The following is a 23865-nucleotide window of genomic DNA, read 5'->3' on the forward strand; positions in this document are numbered from 1 at the left end:
ATGGACCCGTTCGACTCCTCAGCCCTGAAACTACAGAAAAACCTGCTGACACTGCGCCGGGCGCGTGACCGCCTCAGGCAGGAAGGCAATGACAAGGAAGCGGATCAGCTTGCGCAACAGATCGCGCGAATCGAGGCGGTGTTGAGCAATATGCAAGGTACGATCAGACCGCCAACATTGCAGTGAGCCCAAGCATTTTCGTGTACGGCGGGTGCGCGCCCTTCACGAACATTGCTGAAGGGCGCGTCGGTCACGCCTGCGCCTGCCCCGTAGGCTCTCGGTAACTGGCACAAAAGTAACCCTGCGAAAGGTTCAGCCAGGCAAAGATGACCAAGCCTCACGACGCGAATTGTGTACCCTGTACGCCTTATGCCATTCGCCGCTGGAAGCGCCCATGAATAAATTGATCCTACCTGCCGCCATCTTCTTTAGCGTGCTCATCGCCGGCAAGCTAGCCGAGCACTTCGGGCTTGAGGGCAGCTGGAAAATCGGCTTGCTCTGCCTCGTGGCAGCGGCCGTGCAGATCGCGGTTTCGCGTTTGCAGCGCATGCAGCAGCAAAAAGCCCAACGCTGACTCGCCTTCTGCCTCCGCCTTCGCAGGGGCAGCTTTCGCTGCACTTGATGATAGCTCGAGGCGCAAGCTTGTGCAGGGGGCGACTTGGCGCCGGGCGCAGGTTGCAGATCGAGAAGCAAAGAAGGTTCCCAAGGGCAGTTTCTGCATGCCTCAGAAACGCAAAAAGCCCTGAATAATCAGGGCTTTGAATATGGCGGAAGCGTAGAGATTCGAACTCTAGGATAGTTGCCCATCGACGGTTTTCAAGACCGTTGCCTTAAACCACTCGGCCACGCTTCCAGCTCGTTTTGCGGCCGCCATAATACCGTAATGAAACACGCTGTCAAACTCTCTATGTCGCCGGTTGCAGGAGCTCTGATAGACTCCTAGCATCTGAACGTCTGAAACCACAGGTTTACCAAGGAGTGTCGCCATGCGCGAACAGGATTACGCCGTACACCACGGCCAGCAGGTCGAGCAGCAGGAGATCAGCAAGGTCCTGCGCAACACGTACAGCCTGCTGGCACTCACCCTCGCCTTCAGCGGTGTCATGGCCTTCGTCGCCCAGCAGATGCGCGTCGGCTACCCGAATATTTTCGTGGTGCTGATCGGCTTTTACGGGCTGTTCTTCCTCACCAACAAACTGCGTGATTCGGCCTGGGGCATCGTGTCCACCTTTGCCCTCACCGGCTTCATGGGCTTCATCCTCGGCCCTATCCTCAACCGCTACCTGGGTATGGCCGGTGGCGCTGAAGTGGTCAGCTCGGCCTTCGCCATGACCGCGCTGGTGTTCGGTGGTCTGTCGGCCTACGTGCTGATCACCCGCAAGGACATGAGTTTCCTCAGCGGCTTCATCACCGCAGGCTTCTTCGTGCTGCTGGGTGCAGTGGTTGCCAGCTTCTTCTTCCAGATCAGCGGCCTGCAACTGGCGATCAGCGCTGGCTTCGTGCTGTTCTCGTCGGTCTGCATCCTGTTCCAGACCAGCGCGATCATCCATGGCGGTGAGCGTAACTACATCATGGCGACCATCAGCCTATATGTATCGATCTACAACCTGTTCGTCAGCCTGCTGCAGCTGTTCGGCATCATGGGCCGCGACGACTGATTGCGATTGGTCGAATGCAGTAAAAGGAAAGCCCGCTTCGGCGGGCTTTTTCACGAGCAGAGATTGACCTAAAAGTCAGCTTATTGAGTGAATAGCCACCGATCATGCTGCCATCGTGCTTGCCACTACCCCTGACGCGCCTCAGCCCGTAGAATGCGCTCCTTTTTTCTCCCAGGGCAGCTTTGTGCAATGAGCTCACACGAACACAGCCCAGGCGCATCGGCGCCTGCCAATGAACTGGTGCTTGGCCTTGAGGACAAGCCGCGGCTGCTGATCGGCCTGCTGGCGGCGCTGCAGCATCTGCTGGCGATCATCGTACCAATCGTCACGCCGGGCCTGCTGATTTGCCAGGCGCTTGGCGTCTCGGCACGTGACACCAACCTGATCGTGTCGATGTCGCTGGTGATCTCCGGTATCGCCACCTTCGTCCAGTGCAAGCGCTTCGGGCCGTTCGGTGCGGGGCTGCTGATTGTCCAAGGCACCAGCTTCAACTTCGTCGGGCCGCTGATTGCCGGTGGCGCGTTGATGGTCAAGCAAGGCACGCCGGTTGAAGGCGTGATGGCAGCCATCTTCGGCGTGGTGATTGCAGGCTCCTTCGTGGAAATGGGCGTGTCGCGCATCCTGCCGTTCGTCAAACGCCTGATCACCCCGCTGGTGACCGGCATCGTCGTGCTGATGATCGGCCTGACCCTGATCAAGGTCGGCCTGATCAGCATGGGCGGCGGCTTTGGCGCGATGGCCAATGGCACTTTCGCCAATGGCGAGAACCTGCTGCTGTCGGGTGTGGTGCTGGCGATCATCGTCATCCTCAACCGCATCCCGGTGGTCTGGATGCGCAGCTGCGCCATCGTCATCGCCCTGGCGGTCGGTTATGCACTGGCCGGCTACCTGGGCCGCCTGGACTTCACCGGCATGCACGAGGCCGCGCTGTTCCAGGTGCCAACACCTTTGCACTTTGGCTTGAGCTTCTCGTGGGCGCTGTTCATTCCGATGCTGGTGATCTACCTGGTGACGTCGCTGGAAGCCATCGGTGACGTCACGGCTACCAGCAAGGTCTCGCGCCAGCCAGTCGAAGGCCCGGTGTGGATGCAACGGATCAAGGGCGGGGTGCTGGTCAACGGCGCCAACTCGCTGCTGGCTGGCCTGTTCAACACCTTCCCCAGCTCGATCTTTGCCCAAAACAACGGCGTCATTCAGCTGACCGGCATCGCCAGCCGTCACATCGGCATCTGGATCGCTGTCATGCTGGTGCTGCTGGGCTTGTTTCCATCGGTTGCCGGGGTGATCCAGGCGGTACCGGAGCCGGTACTCGGTGGTGCGGCCATGGTCATGTTCGGCGCGGTAGCGGCCTCGGGCATCAACATTCTGGCCAGCACTCAGCTGGACCGTCGCGCCCTGCTGATCATCGCGGTATCGCTGGCGCTGGGCCTGGGTGTGGCTCAGGTGCCAGAGTTTCTGGCCCACATGCCAGCGGCAATCCGCAATGTGCTGGAGTCCGGCGTCGCTACCGGCGGTATCTGCGCCTTGGTATTGAACTGGTTCCTGCCAGAGAGTAAAGAGCGCGCCTGATCATTCGGCGCCTCAGCTGAAAAGCCCACCCCTTTGCGCAAGGCCACAAGGCCGTTGCATAAGCGGGGATGGGCTTTTTTGCTTTATCATGGCGGCATTCCCTTGCATGAGTTGTCCATGAAATTCGCTATCGCGGTATTTTCCCCGGCCCATGCGCCCTCCTCGCGCCGCGCGCTGCGCTTTGCCGACGCGGTGCTGGCCGGCGGGCATGAGATTGCCCGGCTGTTCTTCTACCAGGACGGGGTACACAGTGCCTCGGCCAATGTGGTCACCCCTCAGGATGAGCTGGATGTCGCCGCCCAATGGCGCACCTTCATCGACAGCCACCAACTGGACGCTGTAGTGTGCATTGCCGCCGCCCTGCGCCGTGGCGTGCTCGACGAAGCCGAGGCCAGCCGCTATCAACGCCCGGCCGCGAACCTGCCCAAGCCCTGGGAGCTGTCGGGGCTCGGCCAACTGCACGAGGCGGCGCAGAGTGCCGATCGCCTGATCTGCTTCGGAGGCGATTGAAATGGCCAAGTCCTTGTTGATCATCAGCCGCCAGGCCCCCTGGAACGGCCCATCGGCCCGCGAAGCGCTGGACATCGCATTGGCCGGGGGCGCGTTCGACCTGCCGCTGGGCATGCTGTTCCTCGATGACGGTGTGTTCCAGCTTGCCCCAGGCCAGCAGCCCACCGCCCTGCAACAGAAAAACCTTGGCGCCAACCTGCAGGCCTTGCCGATGTTCGGCGTAGAAGCACTGTTCGCCTGCAGCCACAGCTTGCGCCAGCGCGGCCTGGCAGCCGACACCCTGGAACTGCCCGTACAAGTGCTGGACGACGCGGCCCTGGCTGCATTGATCGCCCGTTTCGACCAGGTGGTAACGCTCTGATGACGACCCTGCATGTAATTGCCCATTCGCCCTTTGGCGACAACCGGCTGGCCAGCTGCCTGCGCCTGCTAGGTGCCGACGATGCACTGCTGCTGTGTGGCGATGCGGTCTATGCACTGCACACCGGCAGCGAACCACAGCGCCTGTTGCAGGGCGCAAACCTCAGCCAGCGCCTGTTCGCCCTCGACGAAGACCTACAAGCCCGCGCAGTTGCCAACCACCTGGCCACGCCCGTGGACTACGCCGCATTCGTCCAGCTGTCACTGCATTACGACAAGGTCAACAGCTGGTTATGAGTACCCTCAATGTTGGTGATCAGGCGATTGCCTTGGACAAAGACGGTTTTCTGGTCGACCTGCAAGACTGGTCCCCTGCCGTTGCCAATGCCCTCGCCGCACGCGAAGGTATCCCGTTGACCGAGGACCACTGGGCAATCCTCGAACTGCTGCGCCAGTTCTACCAGGAATTCCAGCTCTCCCCGGCCACACGCCCACTGATCAAGTACACCGCCCTCAAGCTGGGGCCCGAAAAGGGCAACAGCGCGCACCTGAACCGCCTGTTCAACGGCACTCCCGCCAAACTTGCCGCCAAGCTGGCGGGCCTGCCCAAGCCGACCAACTGCATATGATCGAACCACGCCCGCTCACCCTGCAAACCCCCGCCGAACACCCGTTCGCCGAATTCGTGCGCATACTTGGCAAAGGCAAGCGCGGCGCGCGCGGCCTGACCCGCGAGGAAGCCCATACAGCAATGACCTTGCTGCTGGAGGACAAGGTCGAAGACGCTCAACTGGGTGCCTTCCTGATGCTGCTACGCCACAAGGAAGAAAGCGCCGAGGAACTGGCCGGCTTCACCGAGGCCCTGCGCGCGCACCTGCAGGCCCCGCATATTGCCGTGGACCTGGACTGGCCCACCTATGCCGGCAAGAAACGTCACCTGCCCTGGTACCTGCTGGCCGCCAAGTGCCTGGCCAACAACGGCGTGCGTATCCTGATGCATGGTGGCGGTGCCCATACCGCCGGGCGCATGTACACCGAACAACTGCTTGCACTGCTGCACATCCCACTGTGCCGTGACTGGTCCACAGTCGGTACCGCGCTCGACCAGCAGCGCCTGGCGTTCTTCCCGCTACAAGACTGGGCGCCGCAGCTACAACGCATGATTGATCTGCGCAACACCCTGGGCCTGCGCTCGCCGATTCATTCGCTGGCACGGGTACTCAACCCGCTGGGCGCACGCTGCGGCCTGCAGAGCATCTTCCACCCGGGCTACCAGGCGGTGCACCGCGAAGCCAGCCGCCTGCTCGGCGACCACGCCGTGGTGATCAAGGGCGACGGCGGCGAAATCGAAGTCAACCCCGACGTCATCAGCCACCTCTACGGCACCAGCGCTGGCGAGGCCTGGGATGAAGAGTGGCCAGCCCTGAGCGAACGGCGTCACGTCAAACCGCCTAGCCTGCAACCGCAGCAGCTGCTTGCCGTGTGGCAAGGTGATGCCGAGGACAGTTACGGCGAAATGGCGGTGGTCGCCACCATGGCTTTGGCCCTGCGCGGCCTTGGCCAGCATCGTGAAGACGCCTTCGCCACCGCGCGCCGTTACTGGAGCGAACGCAACACATCGATTTAATCGATCAAAGACCCCGAGTCTTTGCGCTATTTGTTCGAACGATTTTCCCTAGACTGGGCTCCAACGACAAACAACTTTGTTCCGAGGAGCTCAGCATGGGCCTTTTGATCGACGGCCGCTGGCACGACCAGTGGTATGAAACAGGCAAAGACGGCGCCTTCAAACGCGAAAACGCCCAGCGCCGCAACTCCCTGCCCGCGCCTGAAGCCGGCCGCTATCACCTGTACGTCTCGCTGGCTTGCCCATGGGCCCACCGCACCCTGATCGTGCGTGCGCTCAAGGGCCTGGAGCCGCTTATCGATGTGTCGGTGGTGAGCTGGCTGATGCAAGAAAACGGCTGGACCTTCGACCAGCAGCAGGGCTCCAGCGGCGATCACCTCGACGGCCTCGAGTTCCTGCACCAACGCTATACGCAGGATGATCCGCATTACACTGGGCGTGTCACCGTGCCGGTGCTCTGGGACAAGAAAGAGAAGCGCATCGTCAACAACGAATCGTCCGAGATCATCCGCATCTTCAACAGTGCCTTCGACGAGTTGACCGGCAATCGCCTGGACCTGTACCCAGAGCCGTTGCGCCCAACGATCGACGCACTGAACGAGCGGATCTACCCGGCGGTGAACAATGGCGTATACCGCGCAGGTTTCGCCACGACGCAGGACGCGTACGAAGCGGCATTCGACGAGGTGTTCAATGAGCTGGCTCATCTGGAAGCGCTGCTGAGCCGCCAGCGGTACCTGGCCGGTGAGTACCTGACCGAGGCCGATGTGCGCCTGTTCACCACGCTGGTGCGCTTCGACGCGGTGTATCACGGGCACTTCAAGTGCAACCTGCGGCGCCTGGCCGATTACCCGAACCTGTCAAACTGGCTGCGCGAGCTATACCAGTGGCCAGGGGTGGCGCAGACGGTGGATATGGAGCACATCCAGAAGCACTATTACATGAGCCACAAGACCATCAACCCGAATGGGATCGTGCCCAAGGGGCCGCTGCAGGACTTTGGCCTGGCGCATGATCGGGAGCGTTTGGCGGGGCGTGGGATATGGCTTAATAGCTGATAACGCCGGGGCCGCAAAGCGGCCCCGTTCGATTTCAGCTTTGTTGCGACCCTTCAAACCAAGCCAGCTTCTCACGCAACTGCACCACTTCCCCGACAATCACCAGGGTCGGCGCATGCACTTCATGCTGGGCGACCAGGCTCGGCAAATCCGCCAGGGTACCGGTGAACACCCGCTGATTACGCGTCGTCCCCTGCTGCACCAGCGCCGCAGGTGTGCTGGCCGCACGCCCATGACGAATCAGCTCGGCGCAAATGGTCGGCAAGCCCACCAGCCCCATGTAGAACACCAGGGTCTGGTTCGGCGCCACCAGGTCATTCCAAGGCAGGTTACTGGTCCCGTCCTTCAGGTGCCCGGTCACGAAGCGCACCGACTGCGCATAATCGCGATGGGTCAGCGGGATGCCGCCATAGGCAGAGCAACCACTGGCCGCAGTAATACCCGGTACCACCTGGAACGGGATGCCCTGCTCGGCCAGTTCCTCGATCTCCTCGCCACCCCGCCCAAAGATGAACGGATCGCCACCCTTGAGCCGCAGCACACGCTTGCCCTGCTTGGCCAGGTCGACCAGTAGACGGTTGATCTGGTCCTGCGGCACGGCATGCTCGGCGCGACGCTTGCCCACGTAGATACGCTCGGCATCACGCCGGCACATCTCGATGATGGCCGGGGCCACCAGGCGGTCGTACAGCACCACATCGGCCTGCTGCATCAGGCGCAAGGCACGGAAGGTCAGCAAGTCCGGATCGCCCGGCCCCGCGCCCACCAGATACACCTCACCGCCCTGCTGCACCGGCGCACCATCGACCATCGCCTGCAACAAGCGCTCGGCCTCGGCGCCCTGCCCGGCCAGCTGGCGCTCGGCAACCGGGCCCTGGAATACGTTTTCCCAGAAACCGCGACGCTGGTTGACGTCCGGGTACAGGCGTTTGACCTGGTGCCGGAAACGCGCGGCCAACCCGGCCAGTTCGCCGTACGCCGAAGGGATCCACGCCTCCAGCTTGGCGCGAATCAAGCGCGCCAAGACCGGCGCATCACCGCCACTGGAGACAGCCACCACCAACGGCGAGCGGTCGACGATGGCCGGGAAGATCACCGTGCACAGGGCCGGCGCATCCACCACATTGACCGGCAGGTTGAGCGACTGGGCATCGGCCGACACCTGAGCGTTGAGCCCAGGGTCGTCGGTGGCCGCGATCACCAGCCGGCAACCGACCAGGTCGGACGCCTGATAACCGCGCACCAGCACCTCACCGCCACCTTCCCGGGCCAATGCAGCCAATTGGCCATCAACCTCGGGCGCCACCACGCGCAGCGCGGCGCCGGCATCAGCCAGCAGGCGCGCCTTGCGCAAGGCAATTTCACCGCCACCGACAACCAGTACCCGGCCGCCCTGCAGCTTGTGGAACAGTGGCAGGTAATCCATTTAGCGGATGACCTCGACGCCACCCATATACGGCTTGAGCACCTCAGGCACACGGATCGAACCGTCGGCCTGCTGATAGTTCTCAAGGACCGCCACCAGGGTGCGGCCTACCGCCAGGCCAGAGCCATTGAGGGTGTGCACCAGCTCTGGCTTGCCGGTTTCCGGGTTGCGCCAGCGGGCTTGCATGCGACGGGCCTGGAAGTCACCGCAGTTGGAGCAGGAGCTGATCTCGCGGTACTTGTCCTGGCTTGGCACCCACACTTCCAGGTCGTAGGTCTTCACCGCACCAAAGCCCATGTCGCCGGTGCACAGCGCCAGTACGCGGTACGGCAGCTCCAGCAGTTGCAGCACACGCTCGGCGTTGCCTGTCAGGCCTTCCAGGGCTTCCATCGACTTGGACGGCTCGACCACTTGCACCATCTCGACCTTGTCGAACTGGTGCTGGCGGATCATGCCGCGAGTATCACGGCCCGAAGCGCCGGCTTCACTGCGGAAGCACGGGGTGTGGGCGACCAGCTTGAGCGGCAGTTGCTTGGCATCGAGGATTTCACCCGCGACCAGGTTGGTCAGCGAAACCTCGGCCGTCGGGATCAGGTAGAAGTCGGCTTCGCCTTCACGGGTGATCTTGAACAGGTCTTCCTCGAACTTGGGCAACTGGCCGGTACCCTGCAGGGCCGGTGCCTGTACCAGGTACGGGGTGTAGTGTTCTTCGTAGCCGTGCTCGCCGGTGTGCAGGTTGATCATGAACTGCGCCAGGGCGCGGTGCAGGCGGGCGATCGGGCCACGCAGCACGGCAAAGCGTGCGCCAGACAGCTTGGCAGCGGCTTCGAAGTCCAGGCCACCGCTGACCTCGCCCAGGGCGACGTGGTCCTTGATTTCGAAGTCGAACGCTGTCGGCGTGCCCCAACGGCGCACTTCGACGTTGTCGTCTTCGCTGGCGCCGACCGGCACGCTGGCGTCCGGCAGGTTGGGGATGGTCAGCAGGATGGCGTCCAGTTCAGCCTGGATGCCGTCCAGTTCGACCTTGCCGGCTGCCAGCTCATTGGCCATGCGCTCGACATCGGCCATCAGCGGCGCGATGTCCTCGCCTTTTGCCTTGGCCTGGCCGATGGACTTGGAGCGGGCGTTACGCTCGGCCTGCAGCTGCTCGGTGCGGGTCTGCACCGCCTTGCGGCGCTCTTCCAGTGATTCGATGCGCGCGACATCCAGGCTGAAGCCACGGGAGGCCAGGCGATCCGCCACTTCCTGAAGTTGGCCGCGTAACAGTTTGGAATCGAGCATATCGTTCTCTCGTTATATGTAAGTGTTGGTTCAGAATCGGGTCAGGGACAGGCCGGCCCAGGTCGCGAGCAGCCCGCCCACCACGCTGATACCGGTATAGCCCAAAGCCAGGGGCATCTGCCCGCTTTCCATGAGGCGTACGGTATCGAGCGAAAAAGAGGAAAACGTCGTCAAGCCGCCAAGAAAGCCGACCATCAGGCCGGCGCGCAGCTCGGCCGGCACCATCGGCTTGTGCAAGAACAGGCCGTAGAGCAGGCCGATCAGCAGGCAGCCGATCAGGTTGACCGCCAGCGTACCGAGATAGAAGTGCCGTGGCCAGTGGGCAACCACCCAGTTCGCGGTGGCAAAGCGCAGCAACGTGCCGGCGACACCGCCCGCACTGACGGCGGCGATCAGTGCAATCACGGTTTTCTCCGTTGTCGGGGGCTGCTGCGATCCAGCTCGGCCAGGTGCCGAAGCTTCTCGCCGATCTTCAGCTCCAGGCCACGGGGGACGGGCTGATAGTACTGGCGGGGTTCAAGCTGGTCGGGGAAGTAATCTTCACCCGCCGCGTAGGCATCGGGCTCGTCATGGGCGTAGCGGTACTCATCGCCATAGCCCAGTTGCTTCATCAATTTGGTCGGGGCGTTGCGCAGGTGCAGCGGCACCTCCAGCGAGCCGTGCTCGGCGGCCTCGCGCAGGGCGGTCTTGAAGCCCATGTACACCGCGTTGCTCTTCGGCGCGCAGGCGATATAGGTGATGGCCTGGGCGACTGCCAGCTCACCCTCGGGACTGCCCAGGCGCTCTTGCACGTCCCAGGCCGAAAGGCACAGGCTCAAGGCGCGAGGGTCGGCGTTGCCGATGTCTTCGCTGGCCATGCGCACCACGCGACGGGCGATGTACAGCGGGTCGCAGCCACCATCGAGCATGCGCGCGAACCAGTACAAGGCCGCATCGGGGTTGGAGCCGCGCACCGACTTGTGCAGCGCCGAGATCTGGTCATAGAACGCCTCGCCCCCTTTATCGAAACGGCGGCGGCTGTCGCCGAGCAGGCTTTGCAGCAGCTCGACAGCAATTTCGCTGCCATCTTCAGCCAGGTCCGAGGCATTTTCGAGAAAATTGAGCATGCGCCGGCCATCGCCGTCGGCGGCAGCCATGAGCATCTTGAAGGCCTCGTCGCCAACCCGCAGGTTGTGCTGGCCCAGGCCGCGCTCCTCGCTGAGGGCCCGGTCGACCAACTTGCGCAGGGCCGGCTCGTCCAGGCTCTTGAGCACGTACACCCGCGCCCGCGAGAGCAAGGCATTGTTCAGCTCAAAGGAGGGGTTTTCGGTGGTGGCGCCGATGAAGATCAGCGTGCCGTCTTCCACATAGGGCAGAAAAGCGTCCTGCTGGGACTTGTTGAAGCGGTGCACTTCGTCGACGAACAGGATGGTCCGACGGCCATACTGGGCCGCCTGCTGCTTGGCCACCTCGACCGCCTGGCGAATTTCCTTGACCCCCGCCAGCACCGCCGAGACGGTTTCGAAGTGGGCATCACAGAACTGCGCCAGCAACCGCGCCAGGGTGGTCTTGCCGACCCCGGGCGGGCCCCAGAAGATCATTGAGTGCAAAGCCCCCTGCTCCAGCGCCTCGCGCAGCGGCTTGCCGCGCGCCAGCAGGTGCTCCTGGCCGACGTACTCGTCCAGGTTGGACGGGCGCAGGCGAGCAGCCAGGGGCTGGGCGACGGGTTCGCTTCGAAACAGGTCCATCACGGGCTCCGCTTACTCCTGGATGATGTCCGCGCCTTTCGGGACATCGAACTTGAACTTGCTGTCCGGCACCGCCTGGTTGGCCTTCACCCCGGTGAACAGGATGTTGGTGCGCTGGCCGACGCTGTCGATCAGTTGCATGTCATTGATCAGGCCCTTGCGGAACGAAACACGCAGCGAGTCGAACAGGGTGTCCTTGGTTTTCGGCTTCAAGGTGAAGTCCATCACTTCGCCCTGCTCCTTGGAGTCGATATCGAAGCTCTGGCTGATCTTCGACACGTCACCGGACAGCAACAGCGCCGGGGTCTGGTTCAGGCGCACATCGAGCTTCTTGATGGTGGCCTGTTCCAGGTCCGGGTCCCACAGGGTGACCATCTTGCCATCGGACACCACTACCTGCTCCTGCGGGGCATCGGTATGCCAGTAGAACAGGCCCGGGCGCTTGACGGTCATCTGCCCGGCAGTTTCCTGCAGGCTGGTGCCGTCGGCACCCAACGTCAGTTGAGAGAACTTGGCATCGATGGTTTGCGACTTTTCCAGCAACTGGGTCAGGCGCTTTACGTCCAGCTCGCCGGCGTGGGCCGACACAGAGCCCATGGCCAGGGCAGAAACCAACAGCATGCGAATCGCGCGCATGGAAATCCTCGTAGGGCAGTCTATGAACCAGGCGCCCTCGAGGCGCCCGGCAATGTGTTCATCAATCGCGCGGGCCGCCTGGGGCAATCACTTCCCGCGAGCCGTTGCTGTTCATGGGGGTGACCACGCCGGCCATCTCCATCGCCTCGATCATGCGTGCGGCGCGGTTGTAACCGATCTTCAGCTTGCGCTGCACCGCCGAAATGGAGGCTCGACGGCTTTCTAGCACGAATTGCACCGCCTCATCATACAGCGCATCGCTTTCCGAATCGTCGCCGTCACCGCCACCACCACCGCCTTCGAAGCCGCTGCCGGCCTCTTCGACGCCGTTGAGGATGTCGTCGTTGTAGTCCGGCGCGCCACGTAGCTTCCAGGCCTCCACCGTGCGGTGCACTTCGTCGTCGGAAACGAACGCGCCATGCACGCGAATCGGCAGGCTGGTGCCCGGCGGCATGTACAGCATGTCACCGTGGCCAAGCAACTGCTCGGCACCGCCTTGGTCGATGATGGTGCGCGAGTCGATCTTGCTCGACACCTGGAACGCCATGCGGGTCGGGATGTTGGCCTTGATCAGGCCAGTGATCACGTCAACCGACGGACGCTGGGTGGCGAGGATCAGGTGAATACCGGCGGCCCGCGCCTTCTGGGCGATACGGGCGATCAGCTCTTCGACCTTCTTGCCGACGATCATCATCATGTCGGCAAACTCGTCCACCACTACCACGATGGTCGGCAGGGTCTTCAGTGCTGGCGGCTCGTCGTCCATGCTCTCGCGGCGGTACAGCGGGTCGTGAATGACCTCGCCGGCCTCCTGGGCATCCTTGATCTTGCGGTTGAAGCCGGCCAGGTTACGCACCCCCATGGCGGCCATCAGTTTGTAGCGCCGCTCCATCTCGGCCACGCTCCAGCGCAGCGCGTTGGCGGCATCCTTCATGTCGGTGACCACCGGGCACAGCAGGTGCGGGATGCCTTCGTAGATCGACAGTTCGAGCATCTTCGGGTCGATCATGATCAGCCGCGCGTCTTCGGGCCCGGACTTGAACAGGATCGACAGGATCATCGCGTTCACACCCACCGACTTACCGGAACCGGTGGTACCGGCGACCAGCAGGTGCGGCATCTTGGCCAGGTCGGTGATGACCGGCTTGCCGCCGATGTCATGGCCCAGGGCCAGTGCGACCGGGGATTTGGATTCATCGAACAGCGGCGACGACAGCACTTCGGAGAAGCGCACCATCTGCCGGTTTTCGTTGGGGATCTCGATACCCACAGTGGTTTTGCCCGGGATCACCTCGACCACCCGTACGCTGGTCACTGCCAGTGAGCGCGCCAGGTCCTTGGCCAGGTTGGCGATACGGCTGACCTTTACCCCGGCCGCTGGCTGGATCTCGTAACGGGTAATGACCGGGCCTGGGTGAATGGAGTCCACCGAGACTTCCACGCCGAATTCCTTGAGCTTGATTTCCAGCAACTGGCCGACGCCGGCCAGGGACTCCGGCGAGTACTCGATCTTCTTCTGCTCGGCCGGGTCGAGGATGGAAATGGACGGCAACGTGCCTTCCACGGCGCTGTCGACGAACAGCGGCGCTTGCTTCTCCTTCATCACCCGCTTGCTCGGTTCCGGCGTCTTGGCCGGCGCGGGCGGGACGATTACCGGGGCCGCAGGTTGCTCGCGGGGCACCACGGCCTCACGCGCCACCACGGGTTCACGCGGCGCAGCAGGCGGCGCGGCTACAGGCCGGGCGGGCACATCGTCACGCTCGACGCTGCGCTCGCGCAGCGGTGGCTTGGCCGGGTCGCGCTTCTGGGCGGCCATTGCCGCCGCGCCGAAGTCAGGTTCATCGACCTCGCGCAACTGGGCCTCCAGGCGCTTGCGCTCGTTGCGGGCTTCCCACCAGCGGTTGGCGGCGCCTTGCACCAGTTCGAACAGGTCGAGGGTGATCTTGCCGGTAAGGTCCATCACCTTGAACCAGGACAGGTCGGTGAACACCGTCAGGCCAAACAGGAACAGGGCAATGAACATCAGCGTGCTGCCCTGCACGTTCAGCAGGTTGCGCGCCAGCTCGCCCAGGCTTTCGCCCAGGGCGCCCCCGGCAGAGAACGGTATGCTCGCCGGCGGGTGGAAATGGATATGCGCCAGGGCCGCGCCCGACAGCACCAGGAACACCAGCCCGATGAGCCGCCAGGAGAACAGCCAGCCGCTCCATTCCCAGGCCTGGTGGCGTTCGCGGAAGATCTGCAAGGTCTTGATCGCCAGCAGCAGCGGGAAGATGTAGGCGAAATAGCCCAGCACCATGAACAGGATGTCGGCGAAGTAGGCCCCTGCTCGCCCGGCGGCGTTCTGCACCTGGTCGACGTTGCTGGTGTGGCTGAAGCCAGGGTCGGACGTGTCGTAGGTCAGCAGCGCCATCCACAGGTACAGGCACATGGCGCCGACGGCGATCAACGCACCTTCCTTCAGGCGATAGTGCAGCTGCTGCCGCCACAGGGGCACTGGCAAGGGAGCTGGAGTTGCGGTGGATTTCTTCAAAACGCGTCTATTCCTGCGCGTGCTGCGCGTCCAATAGTGATCGGCCAATGCATGGCCAATGAACCACTACTTTTAACATTACTGCCCGTCAGCCGCCATGACGGCGCGCCGCACATGGGCTTGAGGGGGCTACTTTCACTTAGCTGCAATTTGAGCATGCATTTTCTTTTGTGACAAAGGCTTATGCTGTGTTTTTGCACAGGTATGACAGCAAATGTCCCGGATGGTGCCTGTGGCCTCATGAATGTGTAGGAAATTACCTAAACGGTTGCTCGTACCTTGGCGAATGAGCGACAGCGATTGACCCTGCTTTTCAGCCGCGCCATGCTGGCCGCTCCCCTCCCCCACCGCACAATAGACCATGCTCACCTGGCTGACCCGCGACTCGCTGACCTTCCCGCCCCTGGAAAAGGCCCTGCATGAACCCAACGGCCTGCTCGCCGCCGGCGGCGACCTGAGCCCCGAACGCCTGGTGCAGGCCTACCGCCATGGCTGCTTCCCTTGGTACCAGGAGGGCCAGCCGATCCTCTGGTGGTCACCCAACCCCCGCACGGTGCTGTTGCCAGATGAGCTGCACGTCTCGCGCTCGCTGGCCAAATTCATCCGCCAGGGCCACTACCAGGTCACCTTCGACACCGACTTCGCCGCCGTGATCGCCGCCTGCGCCGCACCCCGCGACTATGCCGACGGCACCTGGATCACCGACACCATGCACGCCGCCTACTGCGAGCTGCACCGTCGCGGCCACGCCCATTCAGTGGAAGTGCGCCAGGACGGCGAGCTGGTCGGCGGCCTGTATGGCCTGGCCATGGGCCGCCTGTTCTTCGGCGAGTCGATGTTCAGCCGCGCCGACAATGCCTCCAAGGTCGGCTTCGTCACGCTGGTCACGCACCTGCGCCAGGCCGGTTTTGTCCTGATCGACTGCCAGATGCCGACCAACCACCTGCACAGCCTTGGCGCCCGCGCCATCAGCCGCGCCGAGTTTGCCGGGTACCTCGCGCGTTACCTTGACCAGCCCAACAGCGCCACCTGGGTTCCCTAGGCGAGTTCCCAGAGCTGGCTTACACTTAAAGGCAAAGTCTCACCGAAGGGGTTGATCATGACAGAGTTGGCGCGGTTGAAGTTCTATGCCACTCAGCCCCACTCCTGCAGCTACCTGCCCGAGGAGCAGGCCACCACGCTGTTTCTCGACCCCAGCCAGCCGATGGACGTGAACGTCTATGCCGACCTGTCTGAAATGGGTTTTCGGCGCAGCGGCGACCACCTTTACCGCCCCCACTGCCAAAACTGCAATGCCTGCGTGCCGGCGCGCATTCCGACGGCGCGCTTCATCCCCAACCGCCAGCAGCGCCGCATCCTCAAGCGCAACGCCGACCTGACCGTGACCGCGGCACGCCCGGCATTCAAGGAAGAGTACTTCGACCTGTACCGGCGCTACATCGAGACCCGTCACGCCGACGGCGACATGTACCCGCCCAGCCGCGACCAGTTCTCCACCTTCCTGGTGCGCGACCTGCCGTTCTGCTGGTTCTACGAATTCCGCCTGGCGGGGCGCCTGCTGGCGGTGGCGGTGTGCGACCTGCTGCCTAACGGCCTGTCGGCGGTGTACACCTTCTACGAGCCCGATGAAGAGCGCCGCAGCCTGGGCCGTTTCGCCATCCTCTGGCAGATCACCGAAGCCCTGCGCCAGAATCTTGAGGCGGTTTACCTCGGCTACTGGATCAAGAACTGCAAGAAGATGAACTACAAGACGCAGTATCGACCCATCGAGCTGCTGATCAACCAGCGCTGGGTCACCCTCAACTGAAAGCATTGGCTTGAAACACTATTTTCCGGCATAATCCACGCCACTTTTTTGCCCGGTGCGGTTATGCGTCGGGCCAACACTGGACACCGAGGGCTCAACTGCATGTCGAAAGAAGACAGCTTCGAAATGGAAGGTACTGTCGTCGACACCCTGCCCAACACCATGTTCCGCGTGGAGTTGGAAAACGGGCACGTCGTAACCGCGCACATCTCCGGAAAGATGCGCAAGAACTACATTCGTATTCTCACTGGCGACAAGGTCCGCGTCGAACTGACACCTTACGACCTGAGCAAAGGCCGCATCACTTACCGTGCGCGCTAAGCCCAAGCCATGAAAAAGCCCGGCCATGTGCCGGGCTTTTTTTTGGGGTTGAAGAACTGGGAGGGCTTTGCCCTCCTTTCGCGACGCAAGGCCGCTCCTACAGGATCGCGGTAACCTGCAGGTACGGTGAGAAAGGGCCGCATAGCGGCCCCACTGTCACGCCACCTCAGCCGTGGTCTCGAAGTCGAACACCAGCTCGCCATCGCGCAGGTCGACGTGCACCACGCCACCATGCTCGGCCAGCTCGCCAAACAGGATCTCCTCGGCCAGTGGCCGTTTGATCTTGTCCTGGATCAGCCGCGCCATTGGCCGCGCGCCCATCTGCACATCGTAGCCCGAGGCCGCCAGCCAGCCGCGGGCGTCATCACTGACTTCCAGCAGCACACGCTTGTCTTCCAGCTGGGCCTGCAGCTCGATGAGGAACTTGTCGACGATGCTCTTGATCGTCTCGTGGCTCAGGCGGCCAAACTGGATGATGGTGTCCAGACGGTTGCGGAACTCCGGCGTGAAGCTCTTGCGGATGACTTCCATGGCATCGGACGCATGGTCCTGATGGGTAAACCCGATCGAAGCCCGCGCCGCGGTTTCAGCCCCGGCGTTGGTGGTCATGATCAGGATCACGTTACGGAAGTCCGCCTTGCGCCCGTTGTTGTCGGTCAGCGTGCCGTGGTCCATCACCTGCAGCAGCAGGTTGAAGACTTCCGGGTGGGCCTTCTCGATTTCGTCCAGCAGCAGGACGCAATGCGGCTGCTTGGTGATTGCCTCGGTCAACAGGCCACCCTGGTCGAACCCGACATAACCGGGCGGGGCACCGATCAGGCGCGAAACGGTATGCCGCTCCATGTACTCGGACATGTCGAAGCGCACCAGCTCTACGCCCAGCGCCTTGGCCAGCTGCCGCGCCGCTTCGGTCTTGCCGACACCGGTAGGCCCGGCGAACAGGAACGAGCCGACCGGCTTGTCAGGCGCCTTGAGCCCGGCACGGGACAGCTTGATCGCGGTCGACAGCGAGTCGATGGCAGGGTCCTGCCCGAACACGGTCAGCTTCAGGTCACGCTCCAGGTTACGCAACAGTTCCTTGTCGGAGCTGCTGACATGCTTCGGCGGAATCCGTGCAATCTTGGCGACGATGTCTTCAACTTGCGGCACGTCGATGCGTTTGACCCGGTTCGCCTCTGGCTGCAGGCGCTGGTAGGCACCCGCCTCGTCGATCACGTCGATGGCCTTGTCCGGCATGTGCCGGTCATTGATGTAGCGCGAGGCCAGCTCGGCGGCGGCGCGCAGGGCTTCGTCGCTGTACTCGATGTTGTGATGGCTCTCGAACCGGCCCTTGAGCCCGCGCAGGATGCCCACGGTGTCCTCCACCGAAGGCTCGCTGACATCGACCTTCTGGAAGCGTCGCGCCAGGGCACGGTCCTTCTCGAAGATGCCGCGAAACTCTTGGAAGGTAGTCGAGCCAATGCAGCGAATGTCGCCAGACGACAGCAGCGGCTTGAGCAGGTTGGATGCATCCATGACCCCACCAGACGCCGCACCGGCACCGATGATGGTGTGGATCTCATCGATGAACAGGATCGCCTGCGGGCGCTTGCGCAGCTCGCCGAGCAGCGCCTTGAAACGCTTCTCGAAGTCGCCACGGTACTTGGTGCCGGCCAGCAGCGCACCCAGGTCGAGGGAGTACACCACGCTCTGGGCCAGCAGGTCAGGCACCTGACCGTCGACGATACGCTTGGCCAGGCCTTCGGCAATGGCAGTTTTGCCCACCCCGGCCTCACCCACCAGCAGCGGGTTGTTCTTGCGCCGACGCGCCAGAATCTGCGCGACGCGCTCGACCTCCTGCTCGCGCCCGACCAGCGGGTCGATGCGCCCGGCGCGGGCCAGCTCGTTCAGGTTGCTGGCGTAAGCATCCAGCGGGTTGCTCGACGATGACGCTTCGCCACCGTCCTCGTCCTGCATTTCCTGGTCGCCTTCAGTGTTCGGGCCATGGCCCGGCACCTTGGAAATGCCATGGGCGATGTAGTTGACCACGTCGATCCGGGCCACGCTCTGCTGCTTGAGCAGGAACACGGCCTGGCTTTCCTGTTCGCTGAAGATCGCCACCAGCACGTTGGCGCCGGTCACTTCGCGCTTGCCGGAGCTTTGCACATGGAACACGGCACGCTGCAGCACACGCTGGAAGCCCAGGGTTGGCTGGGTCTCGCGGTCTTCATCGTTGACCGGAATCAGGGGCGTGGTGGAATCGATGAACTCTTGCAGGTCGTGCTTGAGTTTGTCGAGATTGGCGCCACAGGCGCGCAGAACGGTCGCGGCAGCCTCGTTGTCAAGGAGTGCCAGCAGCAGATGTTCGACGGTCATGAATTCATGACGTTTCGAACGAGCCTCCTTGAAGGCCAGATTGAGGGTGACTTCGAGCTCGCGGTTTAACATAGCTTCACCTCATACCCAAGTGGTCGGCGATTAACCGTCCTTCTCGATTTCACAGAGTAGCGGATGCTGGCTTTCCCTGGCGTATTGGTTGACCTGCATGGCCTTTGTTTCGGCGATGTCACGGGTAAACAATCCGCACACTGCCCGCCCCTCGGTATGGACGGTCAGCATGATCTTGGTCGCCAGCTCGCGGTTCAGACTGAAGAACGTCTCGAGCACTTCGACGACGAAATCCATCGGTGTGTAGTCATCGTTGAACAAAACCACCTTGTACATCGGTGGCGCCTGCAGGATCGGCTTGGCTTCCTGGACAGCAAGACCTGAGCCGTCGTCCTCATTCGATTGCGGGCGATCCTGATTGAATGTTAGTCGAATCTCACTGGGTGCATGCATGGAAAGAATTTCATCATGATCGACAGGTTAAAGTTGTCGGTTGAGCGCAAAGTTCGCCTACGGCGCACGCGCCGCCTGACCTTGACTATCGGCAAAACGGTGTTACAACCAATAAGAACCCACCGTGGTCGATAAAGATCCGCGCAGTCAACCAGATTTTTCGCATGGTTCGTATGCGGATGAAGTGGATGATACTCCAGTGATGGAGTCCTTTGCAGAGGGACATAGGGATGGCAAGCGGTAAAGTCAAGTGGTTCAACAATGCCAAGGGCTACGGATTCATCAACGAGGATGGTAAATCCGATGACCTGTTCGCTCATTACTCGGCCATCCAGATGGACGGATACAAAACGCTCAAGGCTGGCCAGGCCGTGGAATTCGAAATCATCCAGGGCCCCAAAGGCCTGCACGCGGTCAAGATAATGGACGCCGTTACCGCTGCGGCTGCCAAGGCCCAAAGCCAGACCGCGAGCGAAACCGCCAGAGCCTGAACCCTGCTCCGTGTCGGTATACGAAAAAACCGGTCGCCTCTTTAGCCAGGCGACCGGTTTTCTCTTGCCTCACATATGCTTGATCATCTCATCGCCAAAGCCTGAACTGCCCACCAACTTCGCCCCTTCCATCAGGCGCTCGAAGTCGTAGGTCACGGTCTTGGCGGCAATCGCGCCGTTGGTGCCCTTGATGATCAGGTCAGCCGCCTCGGTCCAGCCCATGTGGCGCAGCATCATCTCTGCCGACAGAATCACCGAGCCCGGGTTGACCTTGTCCTGCCCGGCATACTTGGGCGCGGTGCCGTGGGTAGCTTCGAACATGGCCACGGTGTCGGACAGGTTGGCGCCCGGCGCGATGCCGATACCGCCCACTTCCGCCGCCAAGGCGTCAGACAGGTAGTCACCGTTGAGGTTGAGGGTGGCGATCACGTCGTACTCGGCCGGGCGCAGCAGGATCTGCTGGAGCATGGCGTCGGCGATGGCATCCTTGACGATGACCTCGCGACCGGTCTTGGGGTTGTTGAACTTCATCCAGGGGCCGCCGTCGAGCAGCTCGGCGCCAAACTCGTCGCGGGCCACCTCGTAACCCCAGTCCTTGAAGGCACCTTCGGTGAACTTCATGATGTTGCCCTTGTGCACCAGCGTGAGCGATTCGCGGTCGTTGTCCACCACGTATTGCAACGCCTTGCGCACCAGGCGCTTGGTGCCCTCCCTGGAGACGGGCTTGACGCCAATGCCGCAGTCCTGGTCGAAGCGGATCTTGGTGACGCCCATTTCCTCCTTGAGGAACTTGATCACCTTGTTCGCCTCGGGCGAGCCGGCCTTCCATTCGATGCCCGCATAAATGTCTTCGGAGTTCTCACGGAAGATCACCATATCGACATCGCCAGGCTTCTTCACCGGGCTCGGCACGCCCTGGAACCACACCACCGGGCGCAGGCACACGTACAGGTCAAGCTGCTGGCGCAAGGCAACGTTGAGTGAGCGGATGCCACCGCCGACCGGTGTGGTCAGCGGCCCCTTGATCGACACCACGTACTCACGCACCGCATCGAGGGTTTCCTGCGGCAGCCAGGTGTCCTGGTCATAGACCTGTGTGGCCTTCTCGCCCGCGTACACCTCCATCCAGGCAATCTTGCGCTTGCCGCCGTAGGCTTTCTGTACGGCAGCATCCACCACCTTGATCATCACCGGCGAGACATCGACGCCGATCCCGTCGCCTTCGATATAGGGAATGATGGGGTTGTCGGGCACATTGAGCGAATGGTCTGCATTGACGGTGATCTTGGTGCCGTCGGTCGGAACCTTGATTTTCTGGTATCCCATGCTTGCACTACTCCGCTTTCGGGTGTGATTGGACATCGTGCGATCCACTGAGCCTAAACCACATCTGCTGACCTGCAAGCACTGCGACAACGCGCCACATTGCCCCTACGTCTTTGGTCTTATAAATGGCGCCGATGTCACTTCGCCTTGCTGAATAGCCCGATTGGTTTGATATACTGCGCCGCGACCGTAGGGTCATCGGGGCGAACCCTTGGAAAATGCGGCTCGCCCTTGGCCAAGAACGGCCACGAAGCCTGGGCTGTTACCGCAGTTCAGCACTTGACGCTCGACTGATGCATCCACCATCACCGCTCGCAGCCTCTCGACTTTCCGCTCATGGCGTCGCCAGGGCGAAGCGCCTACCCTGCGCACCTCGAGACTCGAGTACGCTCAGCACATAGAGAGTTAAACCGCATGCCCACCCGTTCCAAGATCATCTATACCTTCACCGACGAAGCCCCTGCCCTCGCCACCTACTCGCTGCTGCCGATCGTCGAAGCGTTCACCGCCTCGGCTGACATCGCCGTCGAAACTCGCGACATTTCCCTGGCTGGCCGTATCCTCGCGGCTTTCCCGGAGCAACTGGGCGCCGAGAAGCAAGTAGGCGATCACTTGGCGGAACTGGGCCAACTGGCTACCACGCCTGAAGCCAACATCATCAAGCTGCCAAACATCAGCGCCTCGGTACCGCAGCTCAAGGCCGCGATCAAGGAACTGCAAGGCAAAGGCTTCAACATCCCCGACTACGCCGACGAGCCGTCCACCGAGGCCGAGAAAGAATCCCGCGCCCGCTACGACCGCATCAAGGGCAGCGCCGTCAACCCAGTACTGCGCGAAGGCAACTCCGACCGCCGCGCCCCGCTGTCGGTCAAGAACTACGCACGCAAGCACCCGCACAAGATGGGCGCCTGGGCTGCCGACTCGCAGTCGCACGTTGCCCACATGACCCAAGGCGACTTCTACGGCAGCGAAAAGGCCGCGCTGATCGAGGCTGACGACAGCCTGCGCATCGAGCTGGTCGGTAAAGACGGCACCACCACCGTTCTGAAAGCCAAGACTGCGGTCAAAGCTGCCGAGATCGTCGACTGCGCCACCATGAGCCGCAAGGCCCTGCAAGCCTTCATCGCCGAGCAGATCGCCGATGCCAAGGCCTCTGGCGTGCTGCTGTCGGTACACCTGAAAGCCACCATGATGAAGGTCTCCGACCCGATCATGTTCGGCGTCATCGTCGAAGCGTTCTACAACGACGTGCTGGCCAAGCATGCCGCCGCACTGGCTGAAGTGGGCTTCAACGCCAACAACGGCATCGGCGACCTGTACGCCCGCATCAAGGACCTGCCAGCTGACAAGCAGGCCGAGATCGAAGCCGACATCCAGGCCCTGTACGCCGTTCGCCCGGCCCTGGCCATGGTCAACTCCGACAAAGGCATCACCAACCTGCACGTGCCGAGCGACGTCATCGTCGACGCCTCGATGCCGGCCATGATCCGTGACTCGGGCAAGATGTGGAACACCGCAGGTGAGCTGCAGGACGCCAAGGCGATCATCCCGGACCGCTGCTACGCCGGCATCTACCAGGCCACCATCGAAGACTGCAAGGCCAACGGCGCCTTCGACCCGACCACCATGGGCAGCGTACCGAACGTCGGCCTGATGGCGCAGAAAGCCGAAGAGTACGGCTCCCACGACAAGACCTTCCAGATCCAGGCCGATGGCGTGGTGCGTGTGGTCGATGGCAAAGGCCAGGTCGTGCTGCAGCAGAACGTCGAAGCGGGTGACATCTTCCGCATGTGCCAGACCAAGGACGCGCCGATCCAGGACTGGGTCAAGCTGGCCGTCAACCGTGCCCGCCTGAGCAACACCCCGGCGGTGTTCTGGCTGGACCCGGCGCGCGCCCACGACGGCGTGATGATCGAGAAGGTGCAGCAGTACCTGAAGGATCACGACACCACCGGCCTGGACATCCGTATCCTGGCCCCGGTCGACGCCATCAAGTTCTCCCTGGCCCGCATCCGCGAAGGCAAGGACACCATCTCGGTGACCGGCAACGTGCTGCGCGACTACCTGACCGACCTGTTCCCGATCATGGAGCTGGGCACCAGCGCCAAGATGCTGTCGATCGTACCGCTGATGAACGGCGGTGGCCTGTTCGAAACCGGCGCTGGCGGTTCGGCACCCAAGCACGTGCAGCAGTTGGTCGAAGAGAACTTCCTGCGTTGGGACTCGCTGGGTGAGTTCCTGGCCCTTGCCGCTTCCCTGGAGCACCTGGGCAACACCTACGACAACCCGCGTGCCAAGGTCCTGGCCAACACCCTGGACCAAGCTACCGGCAAGTTCCTCGACACCAACAAGTCGCCTTCGCGCAAAGTCGGTGGCATCGACAACCGCGGCAGCCACTTCTACCTGACCCTGTACTGGGCCGAAGCCCTGGCCGCCCAGGCTGACGACGCCGCCCTGCAGGCGCGCTTCGCCCCGCTGGCTAAAACCCTGGCCGAGAACGAAGCGACCATCGTCGCCGAGCTCAACGCCGTTCAGGGCAAGCCGGCCGACATCGGTGGCTACTACGCCACGGATGCCGAGCTGACCGCCAAGGTAATGCGCCCAAGCCAGACCTTCAACAGCGCCATTGCCGCTCTGTAAGGTACGCTTGATGTAACACCACAAACCCCGGCCACGCACCGGGGTTTGTGCTTTTTAGCCGCAAGCTGCAAGCCACAA

24 protein-coding genes and 1 tRNA gene are annotated in these 23865 nt (G+C 62.4%); 15 read left to right on the plus strand and 10 right to left on the minus strand.

Annotated features, from left to right (window positions below; genetic code table 11):
* Together HU766_RS20335 and HU766_RS20340 are read left to right on the plus strand one after the other, a co-directional pair.
* A complete protein-coding gene (locus HU766_RS20335) occupies window positions 1-186 on the plus strand; it encodes a hypothetical protein (RefSeq protein ID WP_033696800.1) in 186 nt (61 codons plus the stop codon).
* Window positions 187-394: 208 nt separating this feature from the next.
* A complete protein-coding gene (locus HU766_RS20340; RefSeq protein WP_033696799.1) occupies window positions 395-574 on the plus strand; it encodes a hypothetical protein in 180 nt (59 codons plus the stop codon).
* A 191-nt stretch (window positions 575-765) separates the two neighbouring features.
* Here HU766_RS20340 and HU766_RS20345 read toward each other — a convergent pair.
* A tRNA-Ser gene (locus HU766_RS20345) sits at window positions 766-853 on the minus strand.
* A 133-nt stretch (window positions 854-986) separates the two neighbouring features.
* Here HU766_RS20345 and HU766_RS20350 point away from each other — a divergent pair.
* From HU766_RS20350 to HU766_RS20385, 8 genes are all read left to right on the plus strand, one after another.
* On the plus strand, window positions 987-1658 hold the full coding sequence (locus HU766_RS20350) for a Bax inhibitor-1/YccA family protein (RefSeq protein WP_033696755.1): 672 nt from the start codon (window positions 987-989) through the stop codon (window positions 1656-1658).
* Between the two features lie 189 nt (window positions 1659-1847).
* Window positions 1848-3227: a uracil-xanthine permease family protein gene (locus HU766_RS20355; protein WP_033696754.1), complete on the plus strand. Its 1380-nt coding sequence runs from the start codon at window positions 1848-1850 to the stop codon at window positions 3225-3227.
* Window positions 3228-3344: 117 nt separating this feature from the next.
* Window positions 3345-3737 (plus strand): sulfurtransferase complex subunit TusD, encoded by a 393-nt coding sequence (gene tusD / locus HU766_RS20360; RefSeq protein ID WP_186660129.1) that lies wholly within the window; start codon window positions 3345-3347, stop codon window positions 3735-3737.
* A 1-nt stretch (window position 3738) separates the two neighbouring features.
* The gene (gene tusC, locus HU766_RS20365) at window positions 3739-4098 is read left to right on the plus strand and encodes a sulfurtransferase complex subunit TusC (RefSeq protein WP_033696752.1); all 360 of its coding nucleotides are present in this window, start codon (window positions 3739-3741) and stop codon (window positions 4096-4098) included.
* Entirely contained in the window at window positions 4098-4394 is a 297-nt protein-coding gene (gene tusB / locus HU766_RS20370) for a sulfurtransferase complex subunit TusB (protein ID WP_186660131.1), read from the plus strand. The genes tusC and tusB overlap by 1 nt, the downstream gene beginning before the upstream one ends.
* Window positions 4391-4726, plus strand: coding sequence for a TusE/DsrC/DsvC family sulfur relay protein (locus tag HU766_RS20375; protein ID WP_186660134.1), 336 nt, complete (start codon window positions 4391-4393; stop codon window positions 4724-4726). The genes tusB and HU766_RS20375 overlap by 4 nt, the downstream gene beginning before the upstream one ends.
* Window positions 4723-5724, plus strand: coding sequence for a glycosyl transferase family protein (locus HU766_RS20380; RefSeq protein ID WP_186660136.1), 1002 nt, complete (start codon window positions 4723-4725; stop codon window positions 5722-5724). Before HU766_RS20375 ends, HU766_RS20380 begins: the two co-directional genes overlap by 4 nt.
* A gap of 95 nt (window positions 5725-5819) precedes the next feature.
* Window positions 5820-6782, plus strand: a complete 963-nt coding sequence (locus tag HU766_RS20385; protein WP_186660138.1) for a glutathione S-transferase family protein — start codon at window positions 5820-5822, stop codon at window positions 6780-6782.
* A 34-nt stretch (window positions 6783-6816) separates the two neighbouring features.
* Here the strand turns inward: HU766_RS20385 and cysG are convergent, their stop codons facing one another.
* The 6 genes from cysG to HU766_RS20415 all read right to left on the minus strand — a co-directional run bounded on the left by cysG (window position 6817) and on the right by HU766_RS20415 (window position 14382).
* Window positions 6817-8208, minus strand: coding sequence for a siroheme synthase CysG (cysG, locus tag HU766_RS20390; protein WP_186660140.1), 1392 nt, complete (start codon window positions 8206-8208; stop codon window positions 6817-6819).
* Window positions 8209-9489 carry a serine--tRNA ligase gene (serS, locus tag HU766_RS20395; protein ID WP_033696744.1) on the minus strand — a complete coding sequence of 427 codons (1281 nt, stop codon included), beginning with the start codon at window positions 9487-9489 and terminating at the stop codon, window positions 8209-8211.
* 30 nt (window positions 9490-9519) lie between these two features.
* Window positions 9520-9894 carry a fluoride efflux transporter CrcB gene (gene crcB / locus HU766_RS20400; RefSeq protein ID WP_033696741.1) on the minus strand — a complete coding sequence of 125 codons (375 nt, stop codon included), beginning with the start codon at window positions 9892-9894 and terminating at the stop codon, window positions 9520-9522.
* Window positions 9891-11216, minus strand: a complete 1326-nt coding sequence (locus HU766_RS20405; protein WP_033696740.1) for a replication-associated recombination protein A — start codon at window positions 11214-11216, stop codon at window positions 9891-9893. Before HU766_RS20405 ends, crcB begins: the two co-directional genes overlap by 4 nt.
* A gap of 12 nt (window positions 11217-11228) precedes the next feature.
* Entirely contained in the window at window positions 11229-11852 is a 624-nt protein-coding gene (gene lolA, locus HU766_RS20410) for an outer membrane lipoprotein chaperone LolA (RefSeq protein ID WP_033696739.1), read from the minus strand.
* A gap of 61 nt (window positions 11853-11913) precedes the next feature.
* Complete coding sequence (locus HU766_RS20415; protein ID WP_186660149.1) at window positions 11914-14382, minus strand: DNA translocase FtsK; 2469 nt, start codon at window positions 14380-14382, stop codon at window positions 11914-11916.
* A gap of 361 nt (window positions 14383-14743) precedes the next feature.
* Here HU766_RS20415 and aat point away from each other — a divergent pair, with 361 nt between their 5' ends.
* The 3 genes from aat to infA all read left to right on the plus strand — a co-directional run bounded on the left by aat (window position 14744) and on the right by infA (window position 16510).
* Entirely contained in the window at window positions 14744-15424 is a 681-nt protein-coding gene (gene aat, locus HU766_RS20420) for a leucyl/phenylalanyl-tRNA--protein transferase (protein WP_186660152.1), read from the plus strand.
* A 57-nt stretch (window positions 15425-15481) separates the two neighbouring features.
* Window positions 15482-16189 (plus strand): arginyltransferase, encoded by a 708-nt coding sequence (locus HU766_RS20425; protein ID WP_033696734.1) that lies wholly within the window; start codon window positions 15482-15484, stop codon window positions 16187-16189.
* 102 nt (window positions 16190-16291) lie between these two features.
* A complete protein-coding gene (gene infA, locus HU766_RS20430) occupies window positions 16292-16510 on the plus strand; it encodes a translation initiation factor IF-1 (protein ID WP_002553999.1) in 219 nt (72 codons plus the stop codon).
* Between the two features lie 156 nt (window positions 16511-16666).
* Here infA and clpA read toward each other — a convergent pair whose 3' ends face one another.
* Together clpA and clpS are read right to left on the minus strand one after the other, a co-directional pair.
* Entirely contained in the window at window positions 16667-18937 is a 2271-nt protein-coding gene (clpA, locus tag HU766_RS20435) for an ATP-dependent Clp protease ATP-binding subunit ClpA (RefSeq protein WP_186660157.1), read from the minus strand.
* Window positions 18938-18967: 30 nt separating this feature from the next.
* Window positions 18968-19330, minus strand: a complete 363-nt coding sequence (clpS, locus tag HU766_RS20440) for an ATP-dependent Clp protease adapter ClpS (RefSeq protein ID WP_003251220.1) — start codon at window positions 19328-19330, stop codon at window positions 18968-18970.
* Between the two features lie 230 nt (window positions 19331-19560).
* On the opposite strand from clpS, the gene cspD reads away from it, so the two are divergent.
* The gene (gene cspD, locus HU766_RS20445) at window positions 19561-19821 is read left to right on the plus strand and encodes a cold shock domain-containing protein CspD (RefSeq protein ID WP_033696731.1); all 261 of its coding nucleotides are present in this window, start codon (window positions 19561-19563) and stop codon (window positions 19819-19821) included.
* Window positions 19822-19890: 69 nt separating this feature from the next.
* Here the strand turns inward: cspD and icd are convergent, their stop codons facing one another.
* Window positions 19891-21147 carry an NADP-dependent isocitrate dehydrogenase gene (gene icd, locus HU766_RS20450; RefSeq protein WP_033696730.1) on the minus strand — a complete coding sequence of 419 codons (1257 nt, stop codon included), beginning with the start codon at window positions 21145-21147 and terminating at the stop codon, window positions 19891-19893.
* Window positions 21148-21561: 414 nt separating this feature from the next.
* Between icd and HU766_RS20455 the strand changes: the two genes are divergently transcribed.
* Complete coding sequence (locus tag HU766_RS20455; protein ID WP_095064360.1) at window positions 21562-23787, plus strand: NADP-dependent isocitrate dehydrogenase; 2226 nt, start codon at window positions 21562-21564, stop codon at window positions 23785-23787.
* Window positions 23788-23865 lie beyond the last annotated feature (78 nt).

Source organism: Pseudomonas sp. SWRI77 (assembly GCF_014269105.1).
GTDB classification, from domain to species: domain Bacteria; phylum Pseudomonadota; class Gammaproteobacteria; order Pseudomonadales; family Pseudomonadaceae; genus Aquipseudomonas; species Aquipseudomonas capeferrum.

Coding starts and splice junctions, on each gene's coding strand:
- infA (WP_002553999.1), top strand. CDS start 16,292: ATGTCGAAAGAAGACAGCTTCGAAATGGAAGGTACTGTCGTCGACACC.
- tusB (WP_186660131.1), top strand. CDS start 4,098: ATGACGACCCTGCATGTAATTGCCCATTCGCCCTTTGGCGACAACCGG.
- HU766_RS20455 (WP_095064360.1), top strand. CDS start 21,562: ATGCCCACCCGTTCCAAGATCATCTATACCTTCACCGACGAAGCCCCT.
- HU766_RS20350 (WP_033696755.1), top strand. CDS start 987: ATGCGCGAACAGGATTACGCCGTACACCACGGCCAGCAGGTCGAGCAG.
- cspD (WP_033696731.1), top strand. CDS start 19,561: ATGGCAAGCGGTAAAGTCAAGTGGTTCAACAATGCCAAGGGCTACGGA.
- aat (WP_186660152.1), top strand. CDS start 14,744: ATGCTCACCTGGCTGACCCGCGACTCGCTGACCTTCCCGCCCCTGGAA.
- HU766_RS20375 (WP_186660134.1), top strand. CDS start 4,391: ATGAGTACCCTCAATGTTGGTGATCAGGCGATTGCCTTGGACAAAGAC.
- HU766_RS20355 (WP_033696754.1), top strand. CDS start 1,848: ATGAGCTCACACGAACACAGCCCAGGCGCATCGGCGCCTGCCAATGAA.
- tusD (WP_186660129.1), top strand. CDS start 3,345: ATGAAATTCGCTATCGCGGTATTTTCCCCGGCCCATGCGCCCTCCTCG.
- HU766_RS20335 (WP_033696800.1), top strand. CDS start 1: ATGGACCCGTTCGACTCCTCAGCCCTGAAACTACAGAAAAACCTGCTG.
- HU766_RS20425 (WP_033696734.1), top strand. CDS start 15,482: ATGACAGAGTTGGCGCGGTTGAAGTTCTATGCCACTCAGCCCCACTCC.
- HU766_RS20380 (WP_186660136.1), top strand. CDS start 4,723: ATGATCGAACCACGCCCGCTCACCCTGCAAACCCCCGCCGAACACCCG.
- tusC (WP_033696752.1), top strand. CDS start 3,739: ATGGCCAAGTCCTTGTTGATCATCAGCCGCCAGGCCCCCTGGAACGGC.
- HU766_RS20385 (WP_186660138.1), top strand. CDS start 5,820: ATGGGCCTTTTGATCGACGGCCGCTGGCACGACCAGTGGTATGAAACA.
- cysG (WP_186660140.1), bottom strand. CDS start 8,208: ATGGATTACCTGCCACTGTTCCACAAGCTGCAGGGCGGCCGGGTACTG.
- HU766_RS20405 (WP_033696740.1), bottom strand. CDS start 11,216: ATGGACCTGTTTCGAAGCGAACCCGTCGCCCAGCCCCTGGCTGCTCGC.
- clpS (WP_003251220.1), bottom strand. CDS start 19,330: ATGCATGCACCCAGTGAGATTCGACTAACATTCAATCAGGATCGCCCG.
- icd (WP_033696730.1), bottom strand. CDS start 21,147: ATGGGATACCAGAAAATCAAGGTTCCGACCGACGGCACCAAGATCACC.
- clpA (WP_186660157.1), bottom strand. CDS start 18,937: ATGTTAAACCGCGAGCTCGAAGTCACCCTCAATCTGGCCTTCAAGGAG.
- serS (WP_033696744.1), bottom strand. CDS start 9,489: ATGCTCGATTCCAAACTGTTACGCGGCCAACTTCAGGAAGTGGCGGAT.
- lolA (WP_033696739.1), bottom strand. CDS start 11,852: ATGCGCGCGATTCGCATGCTGTTGGTTTCTGCCCTGGCCATGGGCTCT.
- HU766_RS20340 (WP_033696799.1), top strand. CDS start 395: ATGAATAAATTGATCCTACCTGCCGCCATCTTCTTTAGCGTGCTCATC.